Annotated in this window: 13 protein-coding genes, 1 tRNA gene and 1 riboswitch; of the genes, 11 read left to right on the top strand and 3 right to left on the bottom strand. The window is 70.5% G+C overall.

The genetic code is table 11. The features are described from left to right. Positions 1–39: 39 nt before the first annotated feature. Both IGS68_RS02615 and IGS68_RS02610 read right to left on the bottom strand, forming a co-directional pair. Positions 40–116: transfer RNA gene (locus IGS68_RS02615), tRNA-Pro, on the bottom strand. Between the two features lie 117 nt (positions 117–233). Further along, a complete protein-coding gene (locus IGS68_RS02610; protein WP_371821901.1) occupies positions 234–1256 on the bottom strand; it encodes a polyprenyl synthetase family protein in 1023 nt (340 codons plus the stop codon). A gap of 197 nt (positions 1257–1453) precedes the next feature. Between IGS68_RS02610 and IGS68_RS02605 the strand changes: the two genes are divergently transcribed. The 11 genes from IGS68_RS02605 to IGS68_RS02560 all read left to right on the top strand — a co-directional run bounded on the left by IGS68_RS02605 (position 1454) and on the right by IGS68_RS02560 (position 13059). Then, positions 1454–1669, top strand: a complete 216-nt coding sequence (locus IGS68_RS02605) for a putative signal transducing protein (RefSeq protein ID WP_201077114.1) — start codon at positions 1454–1456, stop codon at positions 1667–1669. Then, positions 1656–2408 carry a tRNA1(Val) (adenine(37)-N6)-methyltransferase gene (locus IGS68_RS02600; RefSeq protein WP_247881145.1) on the top strand — a complete coding sequence of 251 codons (753 nt, stop codon included), beginning with the start codon at positions 1656–1658 and terminating at the stop codon, positions 2406–2408. Before IGS68_RS02605 ends, IGS68_RS02600 begins: the two co-directional genes overlap by 14 nt. A gap of 48 nt (positions 2409–2456) precedes the next feature. Further along, positions 2457–3317 carry a S49 family peptidase gene (locus IGS68_RS02595; RefSeq protein ID WP_247881144.1) on the top strand — a complete coding sequence of 287 codons (861 nt, stop codon included), beginning with the start codon at positions 2457–2459 and terminating at the stop codon, positions 3315–3317. Between the two features lie 89 nt (positions 3318–3406). Beyond that, a riboswitch (TPP riboswitch) is annotated at positions 3407–3507 on the top strand. Beyond that, the gene (thiO, locus tag IGS68_RS02590) at positions 3498–4709 is read left to right on the top strand and encodes a glycine oxidase ThiO (RefSeq protein WP_201077110.1); all 1212 of its coding nucleotides are present in this window, start codon (positions 3498–3500) and stop codon (positions 4707–4709) included. It overlaps the preceding riboswitch by 10 nt. Next, positions 4706–4927: a sulfur carrier protein ThiS gene (gene thiS, locus IGS68_RS35320; RefSeq protein WP_247881143.1), complete on the top strand. Its 222-nt coding sequence runs from the start codon at positions 4706–4708 to the stop codon at positions 4925–4927. The genes thiO and thiS overlap by 4 nt, the downstream gene beginning before the upstream one ends. Before the next feature lie 39 nt (positions 4928–4966). Further along, entirely contained in the window at positions 4967–5746 is a 780-nt protein-coding gene (thiG, locus tag IGS68_RS02585) for a thiazole synthase (RefSeq protein ID WP_247881142.1), read from the top strand. A 51-nt stretch (positions 5747–5797) separates the two neighbouring features. After that, positions 5798–6037: a hypothetical protein gene (locus tag IGS68_RS02580; RefSeq protein ID WP_201077107.1), complete on the top strand. Its 240-nt coding sequence runs from the start codon at positions 5798–5800 to the stop codon at positions 6035–6037. A 220-nt stretch (positions 6038–6257) separates the two neighbouring features. Continuing rightward, a complete protein-coding gene (locus tag IGS68_RS02575) occupies positions 6258–7178 on the top strand; it encodes a glycine--tRNA ligase subunit alpha (protein WP_201077105.1) in 921 nt (306 codons plus the stop codon). Between the two features lie 16 nt (positions 7179–7194). Further along, positions 7195–9288 carry a glycine--tRNA ligase subunit beta gene (gene glyS / locus IGS68_RS02570; protein WP_201077103.1) on the top strand — a complete coding sequence of 698 codons (2094 nt, stop codon included), beginning with the start codon at positions 7195–7197 and terminating at the stop codon, positions 9286–9288. A 145-nt stretch (positions 9289–9433) separates the two neighbouring features. After that, positions 9434–12127: a pyruvate, phosphate dikinase gene (gene ppdK, locus IGS68_RS02565; RefSeq protein ID WP_201077101.1), complete on the top strand. Its 2694-nt coding sequence runs from the start codon at positions 9434–9436 to the stop codon at positions 12125–12127. Between the two features lie 5 nt (positions 12128–12132). Further along, positions 12133–13059, top strand: a complete 927-nt coding sequence (locus IGS68_RS02560) for an ArgK/MeaB family GTPase (protein ID WP_247881141.1) — start codon at positions 12133–12135, stop codon at positions 13057–13059. A gap of 95 nt (positions 13060–13154) precedes the next feature. Here IGS68_RS02560 and IGS68_RS02555 read toward each other — a convergent pair whose 3' ends face one another. Beyond that, positions 13155–13667 carry a PRC-barrel domain-containing protein gene (locus tag IGS68_RS02555; RefSeq protein ID WP_201077099.1) on the bottom strand — a complete coding sequence of 171 codons (513 nt, stop codon included), beginning with the start codon at positions 13665–13667 and terminating at the stop codon, positions 13155–13157. Positions 13668–13713 lie beyond the last annotated feature (46 nt).

Below are 13713 nucleotides of genomic sequence, written 5' to 3'. Positions count from 1 at the left end.
AAAAAGGGCCTCGGCGATGCCGAGGCCCTTTTTGTATCATGGTCGGAGTGAGAGGATTCGAACCTCCGGCCCCTGCCTCCCGAAGACAGTGCTCTACCAGGCTGAGCTACACTCCGTTACCCTGGATATCCGCCGCGAGGCGGCGTGGGCGGGTATATACCGGGTAGGCTGCCCCCGCGCAAGAGCCGAATTCCACGATGCGCCGACGAAACTGCGGATAGTCGCGAACCGGATCAGAACTCCCGGTCGATCACGAAGTCGATGACGTCCAGCAGGGCGCGCTTCTCCGGCCCGTCGGGGAAGATGCCGAGGGAGTCGCGGGCGATGGCGCCGTAGTGCCGGGCGCGCTCCACGGTGTCGCGCAGCGTTCCGAGCTGGTTCATCATCGCGATGGCGCGGTCCAGGTCGCCGTCGCCCTGCTCCATCTCCTCGACGGTGCGGTGCCAGAAGGCACGGTCCTCGTCGCTGCCGCGGCGGTAGGCCAGGATCACCGGCAGGGTGATCTTGCCCTCGCGGAAATCGTCGCCGACCGTCTTGCCCAGCCGGGCCTGCAGGGCCGAATAGTCCAGCACGTCGTCGACCAGCTGGAACGCGATGCCGAGGTTGAGCCCGTAGGCGAACAGGGCGTCGCCCTCCACCGCCGGGCGCGACGCCACCACCGCGCCGATCTGGCAGGCGGCGGCGAACAGCTCCGCCGTCTTGGCGCGGATGACGTCCAGGTAGGCCTGCTCGCTGGTGCCGGTGTCGTTGGAGGTGGTGAGCTGGAGCACCTCGCCCTCCGCGATGACCGCGGAGGCGTGGGACAGGATGCGCAGCACCTCGAGCGAGCCGTCCTCGACCATCAGCTGGAAGGAGCGGCTGAACAGGAAGTCCCCGACCAGAACGCTCGCCTTGTTGCCGAACACCGCGTTGGCGGACGCCAGTCCCCGGCGCAGGTCGCTCTCGTCCACCACGTCGTCGTGGAGCAGGGTGGCGGTGTGGATGAACTCGACGCAGGCGGCGAGCGCCTGGTGCCGGGTCCCCTCGTAGCCGCACAGCCGGGCCGAGGCGAGCGTCAGCACCGGGCGGAGCCGCTTCCCGCCCGCCGCGATGATGTATCCGGCGAGTTGCGGGATCAGCTCGACCGGCGACTGCATCCGGTCGATGATCAGGGTGTTGCAGGCCTTGAGGTCGTCGGCGACCAGGTCCGTCAGCTTATCGAGTGCGTTCACGTCGGGGTTTGATCGTTTCAGGCTGAGGTTGGTGACGACCGCCAATTTGGTCTCCAGCATGGCGTGGCAGGGCACGAATCGCTAGCGAGCATAAGGACAGGACTTCGCTGGTCAAGTGCGCTGTCAAAATCGCCGCACGCGGAGCCGCGGCGGCCTGCCGTTTCCATGGCCCCTCCGCCGTGCTATTCGCAGGCGGGGACAGGTTCGCCGGCCCCTTCCGCCCGCCTTCCGGAGAGATATCGATGAAGGAACTCCTGCGCACGGTCGATCCGGTGCTGCTCTCGTGGCTGACGGCCCTGCTGGCCGATGCCGGCATAGAGGCCGTCGTGCTCGACACCTACACCAGCATCCTGGAAGGCAGCATCGGCGCCATCCCGCGGCGCCTGATGGTGGCGGAGGAGGATTACGCCGCGGCCCGCCGGATCCTGGAGGAGGCGGGCCACCTTGCCCCCGACTGAAGGCGACGGCCGGACCGCGGACCGACTGCTGGGCGGCCGGGTCGCCCTGATGCAGCCGGCCCGGGGCTATCGCGCCGCGATCGACCCGGTGCTGCTGGCGGCGGCGACGCCCGCCGCGGCGGGCGACCGGGTGCTCGACGTCGGCGCGGGCGTGGGCGCCGCCACGCTGTGCCTGGCGGCGCGGGTTCCCGGCGCCGATGTCACCGGACTGGAGCTTCAGCCCGGCCTCGCGGCGCTCGGGGCGGAGAATGTCCGCGCCAACGGGCTGGAGGACAGGGTCCGCATCCTGGAAGGCGACCTGCTGGCGCCGCCGGAGGAGCTTGCCCACACGGCCTTCGACCGGGTGATGACCAACCCGCCGTTCCAGGAGGCCGGCACCCACACCCCGCCGCCGGACGGAAGCCGCGCCCTGGCGCACGGCGAGGGCGCGGCCGACCTGGCGGCCTGGCTCGATTTCTGCGCCCGCCGGGTGAAGCCGCGCGGCACCCTGACCGTCATCCACCGGGCCGACCGGCTGGACGACCTGATCTCCCTGCTGCGCGGCCGTTTCGGCGGGATCACCCTGGTCCCGCTGTGGCCCAAGGCCGGCCGGCCCGCCCGGCGCATCGTGGTGACCGCGCGCAAGGGGGCCCGCAGCCCCGCCCGCCTGATGCCCGGCCTGGTTCTGCACGAGGCCGACGGCGGCTTCACCGGCGCGGCGCAGGCGATCCTGCGCGACGGCGCCGCGCTGGATCTTTGAAATCAGGGCGCCCGCCCCATCTTAAGCGGCATGCTGATCCGCCGTATCATGACCGCCTTCGGTCGCAAGCCCGCCCCCACCGTTTCCGTTCTCCGGCTGTCCGGCGTCATCGGCGCCGGCGGGGCTTTCCGCCCGGGAATCACCCTGGCGGCCCTGGCGCCCGCCATCCAGCGCGCCTTCTCCGTTCCCGGCCAGCAGGCCGTGGCGCTCCAGGTCAATTCGCCCGGAGGCTCACCGGTCCAGTCCGCCCTGGTCGCGGGACGCATCCGCCAGCTGGCGGACGAGAAGAAGGTGCCGGTCTTCGCCTTCGCGGAGGACGTCGCCGCATCGGGCGGCTACTGGCTGGCCTGCGCCGCCGACGAGATCTACGCCGATCCCAGCTCGATCATCGGCTCGATCGGCGTGGTTTCCGCTGGCTTCGGCTTCCAGGACCTGATCGCCCGCTACGGGATCGAGCGGCGGGTGCATACCTCCGGCACCCGGAAGGCCATGCTCGACCCGTTCCAGCCCGAGCGGGACGAGGACATCGTCCGGCTGAAGGCCATCCAGGCGGAGATCCACGACGCCTTCAAGGCCATGGTCCGCGGCCGGCGCGGCGACCGCCTGAAGGGGACCGACGAGGACCTGTTCTCGGGGGAATTCTGGACCGGCGCCAAGGCGCTGGACCTGGGGCTGGTCGACGGGCTCGGCGACCTGCGCTCGGTCATGCGCGACCGCTTCGGCGAAAAGGTCAACCTGCGGCTGGTCCATGGCGAGCGCCGCTGGTGGCGAAGCCGCATCCGGACGGAAGCGGCGCTGTCCGGCCTGACCCCGTCCGGCCTGACCCCGTCCGGCCTCGCCGACGATCTGGCGGGCGCCCTGGTCAATGCCGTCGAGGACCGCGCGATGTGGTCCCGCTTCGGCCTGTAGCGCCGGCACTCGGGCTGGGCGGCTGCCCGATAAGCCTTGCGGTCATACCGGGGCATGCCGCATAGTCGCGACCCTGGACGCGAGTCCGGAAAATCTGGCTGGGGTGCCGGTCCTTCGAGGGGCCGGCTGAGATCATACCCATCGAACCTGTTCGGATAATGCCGACGAAGGGAGCCCCCCATGACGACAGCGCGATCCGTTTCCGAATTTTCGACCGGCCTGCGGTCCGACCGCCCCTCGGTCGCCATCGTCGGCGCCGGCGTGGTCGGCCTCGGCATCGGCTGGCGCCTTGCCGCCGCCGGGTGCCGGGTCGAGATCTTCGACAAGGGCGAGGCGGGACGCGGGGCGAGCCATGCCGCCGCCGGCATGCTGGCGGCCGGGGTCGAGGTCGAGCCCGGCGAGGAAGGCCAGCTGCCGCTTAACCGGCACAGCCAGGACCTGTGGCCGGGCTTCGCCGAGGAGCTTCAGGCCGCCTCCGGAATCGACGTCGAGCTGCGCACCGAGGGCACCCTGGTGGTGGCGCTGAACGCCGACGACGTGGCGCGCCTGCGCTTCAATTTCGACCTCCAGAAGAGCCTGGGGCTCGGCCACGAATGGCTGACCGGGGCCGAGGTCAAGCGCCGCGAGCCCTATCTTCACGCCGGCACGGCCGCGGCGATCCTGAGCCCGCGCGACCACCAGGTGGACAACCGGAAGGTCGCCCTGGCCCTCCGCACCGCCTTCGAGCGGGCCGGCGGGCGCCTGCACGAACATGTCCCGGTCGAGGAGATCCTGGTCGAGGGCGGGCGCGCCGCCGGCGTGCTGGCGGCCGGAGGGGAGGCGCACCGGGCCGACGTCACCGTGCTGGCGGCCGGCGCCTGGTCTCGCACGGTCCCGGGCCTGCCCGACGACGCCCGGCCGCCGGTCCGGCCGGTCAAGGGCCAGATGGCGGCCCTGCGGATGGACCCGCGCGAGCCGCTGCTGCGCCACGTGGTCTGGACCCCCGGCGTCTACCTGGTGCCGCGCCGCGACGGGCGGCTGGTGATCGGCGCCACGGTGGAGGAGCGCGGGTTCGACACCGACCTGACCGCGGGCGGCGTCATGTCCCTGCTCGAAGGCGCCTGGCGGGCCCTGCCGGGTGTCGAGGAACTGCCGATCGACGAGCTGTGGGTGGGATTCCGCCCCGGCTCGCGCGACGACGCGCCCATCCTGGGGCCTTCGGCGCTGGACGGGCTGGTCCTGGCGACCGGCCACCATCGGAACGGCATCCTGCTGACCCCGGTCACCGCCGACGCCGTCTCCGACCATATCCTGACCGGGCGGACCGCCGACGTCATCCGCCCGTTCGGCATCGATCGATTCGTCAAGAGAGCGGCGCCAGGCCGCCCGCAGAGTGGGAAGGAACCTCGATGACCCCGCATGTCCCCCGGCATATCCAGGTGAACGGCCGGCGCGAGCCGCTGGCGGCCCCGACGCTCGACGCCCTGCTGCGCGGGAAGGGGGTCGTTCCCGGAGCCCGCGGCGTCGCCGTCGCGCTGAACGGCGAGGTCGTCCCGGCCGGCCGCTGGGCCGACACGGCCCTGGCCGAAGGCGACGACCTGGAGATCGTCCGCCCCTTCTCCGGCGGCTGAAGCCGGATACGCCCGTTACGAAGCCCTGAAAGCACCCCCATGTCCCATCCGCCCGATTCCTTCGAGATCGCCGGCCGCAGGCTCACCTCCCGACTGTTCATCGGCACCGCCGGCTATCCGAACCGCCAGGTCATGCTCGATTCCATCACGGCGAGCGGGGCCGAGGTCGTCACCGTGTCGATCCGCCGCATCAGCCTGGAAGGCTATGCCGAGAGCATGGTCGACCTGCTGGGGTCCGACTATGTCCTGCTGCCCAACACAGCCGGCTGCTCGACCGCGCGGGAGGCGGTGCTGACCGCCCGCCTCGCCCGCGAGGCCCTGCATACGGACTGGATCAAGCTGGAGGTGATCGGCGACCGCGAGACCCTCCACCCCGACGTGGAGGAGCTTCGGCGCGCGACCGAGGAGCTGGTCGCCGACGGCTTCACCGTGCTGCCCTACTGCAACGACGACCCGGTGTCCTGCCGCAAGCTGGCCGACGCCGGCGCCGCGGCGGTGATGCCGCTGGGCTCGCCGATCGGCTCCGGCATGGGGATCGCCAACCCCCACGCGATCGAGCTGATCTGCGCGCGCAGCTCCGTTCCGGTGATCCTGGACGCGGGGATCGGCACCGCCTCGGACGCGACGCTGGCGCTGGAGCTGGGGTGCAGCGCCGTGCTGCTGAACACGGCCGTCGCCAAGGCCCGCGACCCGCGCCGCATGGCGGCGGCGATGCGGGCCGCCGTGGAGGCGGGGCACGCCGCCCGGCAGGCCGGCCGCATCCCGAAACGGACCTACGCCCAGGCTTCCAGCCCGCAGCTCGGCCTGATCGGCACCTGACTTGACCGGCACCCGGCTTGACCCGCATGGGCGGGGGCACTAAGAGGAAGCATGCTGAAATTCCTCACCCTCGTCCTGCTGATCGCCGCCGTATGGTTCGGCTTCAAGTTCGTCGCCCGAACCCAGGCGATCGCCAAGGCGAAGCGCGAGATGCAGGCCCGCCGCGAGGCCGGGCTGCCCCGCCCGCGTCCCCGCGACGCCCAGGAGATGGTCCGCTGCGCCTCCTGCGGCGTCTACGTGTCGGCCACCAAGACCAGCGCCTGCGGCCGCCCGGACTGCCCTTACCGGTGAGGGGGATTCCTGTTGTTTGTCCACAGATGAACGCAGATGGGCACGGATGTTTTCTCGATCCTGTCCGTGTCCATCTGCGTTCATCTGTGGATGATGCGGCCCTTTGCCGTTCGCCCGTCGTGCGACGCCGGCTCCGACGCACCGCCTCCTGCACTTGATTCCGCCAGACTGCCCGCGTATCGTCCACGCACTGCAACATAATCATAAAGTGTGAGCGAACATGGCGCCTGCAAGCGCGGCGACACGGCCCCTCAGCTTCCAGGGGCTGATCCTGAAGCTCCAGAATTTCTGGGCGGAACAGGGCTGCGTCATCCTCCAGCCCTACGACATGGAAGTCGGCGCCGGCACGTTCCACCCGGCGACGACCTTGCGGGCGCTGGGGCCGCAGGACTGGCGCGCGGCCTATGTCCAGCCGTCGCGCCGGCCCAAGGACGGCCGTTACGGCGAGAATCCCAACCGCTTGCAGCATTACTACCAGTTCCAGGTGATCCTGAAGCCGTCGCCGGCCGACGCGCAGGACCTGTACCTGAAGAGCCTGTACGCCCTGGGGATCGACCCCGCGCTGCACGACATCCGGTTCGTCGAGGACGACTGGGAGAGCCCGACGCTGGGCGCCTGGGGCCTGGGCTGGGAGGTCTGGTGCGACGGCATGGAGGTCACCCAGTTCACCTATTTCCAGCAGGTCGGCGGCATCGAGTGCGACCCGGTCGCGGTCGAGCTGACCTACGGCCTGGAACGGCTCGCCATGTATGTCCAGGGCGTCGAGAACGTCTACGACCTGGACTTCAACGGCGCCGGCGTCCGCTACGGCGACGTCTTCAAGCGGGCGGAGGTGGAGTTCTCCACCTTCAACTTCGAATATGCCGACACCGACCGGCTGCTCCGGCATTTCAAGGACGCCGAGGCGGAGTGCCGGATGCTGCTGGACGCCCGGCTGGCCCTGCCCGCCTATGACCAGTGCATCAAGGCGAGCCACCTGTTCAACCTGCTGGATGCGCGCGGCGTGATCAGCGTGGTCGAGCGGGCCGCCTATATCGGCCGCGTCCGGACGCTCGCCAAGGGCTGCTGCGAGGCTTGGCTGGCGGGATTGCCGGCATCGACCCCGGCAACGATCCCATCCGCCGCCGGCCCGACCTCCTGACAGACCGCCGGAAACCATGCCCCAGCTCCTGATCGAACTGTTCTCCGAGGACATCCCGGCCCGCATGCAAGCCCGCGCGGCCGAGGATCTCCAGCGTCTCGTCACCGCCAAGCTGGAGGCGGCCGGCCTTCAGGCCGCCGCGAGCGAAGCCCATTCGACCCCGCGCCGGCTGGCGCTGGTGGTGGAGGGCTTGGCCGGGCGCACCGCCGACGTCCGGGAGGAACGCAAGGGACCGCGCGTCGGCTCACCCGAGCAGGCGGTCGCCGGCTTCCTGCGCGGTGCCGGCCTGTCCAGCCTGGACCAGTGCGAGCAGCGCGACACCGGCAAGGGGTCGTTCTGGTTCGCCGTGGTGGAGAAGCCCGGCCGCGCCACCGCCGAGGTGCTGCCCGGCCTGATCGCCGAGACGATCCGCGAGCTGCCCTGGCCCAAGAGCATGCGCTGGGCGACCGGCGGCTTCCGCTGGGTCCGTCCGCTGCACCATGTCCTGGCGGTATTCGACGGCAAGGCGGTGGAAGGGTCGTTCGATCTGGGGGGCGGGCTGGGAACCCTGACATTCGTCGACGCCACCCGGGGGCACCGCTTCCTCTCCCCCGACGCCGTGGTCGAGGCCCGCAGCTTCGAGCAGTACCGCGAGGGCCTGCGGTCCGCCCACGTGATCCTGTCCAGGGACGAGCGCCGGGCCAGGATCGCGTCCGACGCGGCGGAGGCCGCGGGCGCCCACGGCCTTGTGGTGGCGCCGGACGAGGGATTGCTGGACGAGGTCACCGGGCTGGTCGAGTGGCCGGTCGTGCTGAGCGGCGCCATCGACCGGCAGTTCATGGACGTCCCGCCGGAGGTGCTGACCACCTCCATGCGGACCCACCAGAAATATTTCGCCACGACCGACGCGACCGGCGCGCTGGCGCCGCGCTTCGTGGTGGTCGCCAACATGGTCACGTCGGACGGCGGGGCGGCGGTGATCGCCGGCAACGAGCGCGTGCTGCGCGCCCGGCTGTCCGACGCCAAGTTCTTCTGGGAGCAGGACCGCAAGGTCAGGCTGGAGGAGCGGGTCCCGGCGCTCGAGTCGGTGATCTTCCACGCCCGGCTCGGCACCGTCGCGGAGAAGGTCAGCCGGCTGGAGACCCTGGCCGCCGAACTGGCCGCCTTCGTGCCGGGCTGCGATCCCGACCGGGCGCGGCTGGCCGCCAGGCTCGCCAAGGCCGACCTGGTGTCCGGCATGGTCGGGGAGTTCCCGGAGCTCCAGGGCGTGATGGGCCGCTACTACGCGCTGGGCGAGGGGCTGGCCCCCGAGGTCGCCGACGCCGTGGCCGAGCACTACAAGCCGCTGGGCCCCAACGACCGCTGCCCGACGGCGCCGGTCAGCGTCGCCGTGGCGCTGGCCGACAAGCTGGACACCCTGGTCGGGTTCTTCGCGATCGACGAGCGGCCGACCGGCTCCAAGGACCCCTACGCGCTGCGGCGCGCAGCGCTCGGCCTGATCCGCCTGATCGTGGACAACGGGCTGCGGATGGACCTGGGCCGCGCGTTCGACATCGCCCACGGGCTCTACCGGGCCGAGAAGCTGGTGCCGGCCGCCCAGGTCGGGCCGCAGCTGCTGGACTTCTTCGCCGACCGGCTGAAGGTCGTGCTGCGCGACCGGGGCGTCCGCCACGACCTGGTCGACGCCGTGTTCGCGCTCGGCGGGGAGGACGACCTCGTCCGCCTGCTGTCGCGGGTCCAGGCGCTCCAGGGCTTCCTGGGCACCGACGACGGCGCCAACCTGCTGACCGCCTACCGGCGGGCCACCAACATCGTCCGGATCGAGGAGAAGAAGGACGGGACCGGCCACGGCGGCGCGCCCGAGGCCGGCCTGCTGGAGCAGCCCGAGGAGAAGGCCCTGTTCCAGGCGCTGGCCGAAGCCGAGCGCGCCGCGGTGCCCCTGCTGGCCACGGAGGACTTCGCCGGCTGCATGGGCGCGCTGGCGGCGCTCCGTGCGCCGGTGGACGCCTTCTTCGACAAGGTGACGGTCAATGCCGACCAGCCCCCCCTCCGAGTAAACCGTCTGCGTCTCCTGAGCCAGATTCCCGCGACCTTGAATCGGATCGCGGATTTCTCCAGGATAGAGGGCTGAGGCGTGACGGTTCGCATAGGATCATATGCAAAGCCATGATCCGCCCAACAACTCGCGGAATAGTCCTGGAGCATTTTGCCGGGGTAATTGTTAACCACGGCCAATCCAGTATTTGAGTCCATCACAGGAGTTACCGGGGAGCACCATGGGTAATCAGGTCACAACCCGCTGGGTCTACAGCTTCGGCGACGGCAAGGCCGAAGGCCGGGCGGACATGAAGAACCTGCTCGGCGGCAAGGGCGCGAACCTTGCGGAAATGAGCAATCTGGGCCTGCCCGTGCCGCCCGGCTTCACCGTCACGACCGACGTCTGCACCTACTATTACAAGCACGACCGGACCTACCCGTCCGACCTGAAGGACCAGGTCGCGGAGGCGCTGGCGACGGTCGAGCGCAGCATCGGCGCCGGCTTCGGCGATCCGGAGAACCCGCTGCTGGTCTCCGTGCGCTCCGGCGCCCGCGCTTCCATGCCGGGCATGATGGACACCGTGCTGAACCTGGGCCTGACCGACGTGACGGTGCAGGGCCTGGTCAAGCGCAGCGGCGACGCGCGCTTCGCCTATGACAGCTACCGCCGCTTCATCCAGATGTACGGCAACGTCGTGCTGGGCGTCGAGCACCACCATTTCGAGGACATTCTCGAGAACGTCAAGCGCGACCGCGACATCACGCTCGACACCGAGCTGACCGCCGCCGACTGGCAGGCGGTGATCGAGGGCTACAAGCAGGTCGTCCAGCACGAGCTGGGCCGTCCCTTCCCGCAGGACGTCCAGGAACAGCTGTGGGGCGCGGTCGGCGCGGTGTTCGGCTCCTGGATGAACCAGCGCGCGATCACCTACCGGCGCCTGCACGACATCCCGGCCGAATGGGGCACCGCGGTCAACATCCAGGCCATGGTGTTCGGCAACATGGGCGACGACTGCGCCACCGGCGTGGCCTTCACCCGCAACCCCTCCACCGGCGAGAACGCTTTCTACGGCGAGTACCTGGTCAATGCCCAGGGCGAGGACGTGGTCGCCGGCATCCGCACCCCGCAGCACCTGACCATCGCCGGCAAGCAGGCCAACAAGTCCGACCTGCCGTCCATGGAAGAGGTGATGCCCGAGGTCTTCAAGCAGCTCGACGCGGTGCGCCTGAGGCTGGAAGGCCATTACCGGGACATGCAGGACATCGAGTTCACGGTGCAGCAGAACAAGCTGTACATGCTTCAGACCCGGACCGGCAAGCGCACCGCCGCCGCCGCGCTGAAGATCGCGGTGGACCTGGCGGACGAGGGCGTGATCGACCACGCCGAGGCGATCAAGCGGATCGATCCGGCGTCGCTCGACCAGCTCCTGCACCCGACCCTGGACCCCAAGGCCCAGCGCACCGTCATCGCCCGCGGCCTGCCGGCCTCCCCCGGCGCCGCGTCGGGCAAGCTGGTGTTCAGCGCCGACGAGGCCGAGACCCAGGCCCAGCTCGGCGAGTCGGTGATCCTGTGCCGGATCGAGACCAGCCCCGAGGACATCCACGGCATGCACGCCGCCCGCGGCATCCTGACCACCCGCGGCGGCATGACCAGCCACGCGGCCGTGGTCGCCCGCGGCATGGGCCGGGCCTGCGTGGCCGGCGCCGGCGACCTGCGCGTCGACTACAAGGCGCAGACCGTCAGCGTGCGCGGAGTCACCATCAAGGCCGGCGACACCGTCACCATCGACGGCTCCACCGGCGAGGTCATGCTGGGCGCCGTCCCGACGATCCAGCCGGAGCTGTCGGGCGACTTCGCCACCCTGATGGGCTGGGCCGACGAGATCCGCCGCATGAAGGTCCGGACCAACGCGGAGACCCCGCTGGACGCCCGCACCGCCCGCAAGTTCGGCGCCGAGGGCATCGGCCTGTCGCGCACCGAGCACATGTTCTTCGACGCCGACCGCATCGTCGCGGTGCGCGAGATGATCCTGGCCGAGACCGAGCAGGGCCGCCGCGCGGCGCTGGCCAAGATCGCCCCGATGCAGCGCCAGGACTTCGTCGAGCTCTTCACCATCATGAAGGGCCTGCCGGTCACCATCCGCCTGCTCGACCCGCCGCTGCACGAGTTCCTGCCGAACTCCGACGCGGAGATGGAGGAGGTCGCCAAGGCGGCGGGCACCGACATCCTGAAGGTGCGGCACCGCGCGTCGCAGCTCCATGAGTCGAACCCGATGCTCGGCCACCGCGGCTGCCGTCTCGGCATCTCCTTCCCGGAGATCTACGAGATGCAGGCCCGCTCGATCTTCGAGGCGGCGGTCCAGGTCTTCAAGGAGACCGGCGAGACCGTGATCCCCGAGATCATGATCCCGCTGATCGGCACGCCGAAGGAGTTCGACATCCTGAAGGCGGTCATCGACAAGGTCGCGGCCGAGGTCACCGGCAGCAGCGGCCGGCAGATCGAGTATCTGGTCGGCACCATGATCGAGCTGCCGCGGGCCTGCCTGCGTGCCGGCGAGATCGCGGAGACGGCCGAGTTCTTCAGCTTCGGCACCAACGACCTGACCCAGACCGTCTTCGGCATCAGCCGCGACGACGCCGGCAGCTTCCTGCCGGACTACCAGCGCGGCGGCATCCTGGAGCACGACCCGTTCGTGACCATCGACGTCGAGGGCGTCGGCGAGATGGTGAAGATCGCGGCCGAGCGCGGCCGGGCCACCCGGCCCGACATCAAGCTCGGCATCTGCGGCGAGCATGGCGGCGACCCGGCCTCGGTCCATTTCTGCGAGACCGTCGGCCTCGACTACGTCTCGTGCTCGCCCTACCGCGTTCCGATCGCCCGGCTGGCGGCGGCGCAGGCGGCGCTGTCGACCGAACGCACGAACCGGGACTGACGGCCGTGCTGGCCAAGCTCCGCGACGCGCTGGCGCGCGGAGAGAAGGCGGCCCTGGCGGCGGCGCTGGCCGGGATCGAGCGCGATCCCGACGGCGCCGCCACCGCGGACCTGCTGGATTCCGCCTACAGGGACCCGATCGCCCAGGTGATCGGGCTGACCGGCCCGCCCGGCGTCGGCAAATCGACGCTGACCGGCGCGCTGATCGGCGAGTACCGCCGGTCGGGGAAGACGGTCGGCTGCATCGCGGTCGATCCGTCGTCCAGGCGCAGCGGCGGCGCCCTGCTGGGCGACCGCACCCGCCTGGGCACCGACCCGGAGGACGCCGGCTGCTTCGTCCGCTCCATGGCGGCGCGCGACCGGCTGGGCGGGCTGGCGGGGCTTACGGTCGCCGCCATGGTGCTGATGCGGGCCGTCTACGACATCGTGCTGATCGAGACGGTGGGCGTCGGCCAGTCGGAGACCGATATCGCCGGCACGGCCGACACGGTGGTGTTCTGCGTCCAGCCCGGGTCGGGCGACAGCCTGCAATTCATGAAGGCCGGCATCGTCGAGATCCCGGACATCGTCGTCGTGACCAAGGCCGACATGGGAGCCGCGGCGGAACGGGCCCGCGCCGACGTGCGCGGCGCGCTCAGCCTCGCCGAGGAGGCGCGCGGCGGCTGGGAGGTCCCGGTTCTGGCCTTGTCCGTTCAGCAGCGCCAGGGCCTCGGCGAGCTGATCGCCACCCTGGACCGGCATGCCGCCTGGCTGGCCGGGACCGGGCGCCTGAAGGGCCTGCGCCATGCCCAGGCGCGGATGTGGCTGGCCGAGGCGGTCCGCGAGCGGTTCGGCCGCGAAGGCATCCGCCGCGCCGGCCCGCTGGAGCTGGGGCCGGAGGCCGCCCCCTTCGGAGAGCTTCGGGCGGTCGCCCAGAAGTTGCTGTTGCCCTGAACTGAGAGACCCCCGGAGCGGTGCTCCGAGGGTCCTCCCAGGTAACGCAAGGTTGTCGGTCCCCCGCGCGTCCCCGGTTCTGCTTACGCTAAAATCTACTGCGAGTTGCCGGCGGCGCCCGGAGTGGTACCGGTGCTGCCGCTCATGCCGCCACTGCCGCCGCCGCTGCGGTTCAGGGTGGTCATGGTGTCGCTGTACTGGAATTCCGGCATCGCCTCGACGTCGGCCTGGGTCATGTTCGAGAGGGTCAGGCTTTCCGGTTCGCCGTCATCCTCGGTCTGGACCTGCACCTGGGAGAAATCGACCGAGATCCGCTTCTCGCCGATGCCGAGGAAGCCGCCGCTGGAAATCACCAGCTGCGTGGCTTCGCCCGACGCGGGATCGATGATCACATCCTCGACGGAGCCGATCTTCTCCCCGTCGCTGCCCATGACATCCTCGCCGATCATCTCCTCGGCGCTGACCGCGCCGGCGGCCGGCATGCCGTCCGCGGCGGCGGGCGGGACTGCGGGCGTGGCGGACGGATCAGGGGTCGAAGTGCCCTGAGCGAAGGCGGCGCCCGTCATCAGGGCAATGGCCGAAGCGGCGCCGATCAGTTCCTTGCGCATCGAAGAACTCCTCTGGTCTGTTGAACAGTTCGTTTCTTCACCCCCT

The sequence above is a fragment of the Skermanella sp. TT6 genome, assembly GCF_016653635.2.
In the GTDB taxonomy this organism is placed as follows: Bacteria; Pseudomonadota; Alphaproteobacteria; order Azospirillales; family Azospirillaceae; genus Skermanella; species Skermanella cutis.
This window is presented reverse-complemented; position numbering and strand designations above follow the sequence as displayed.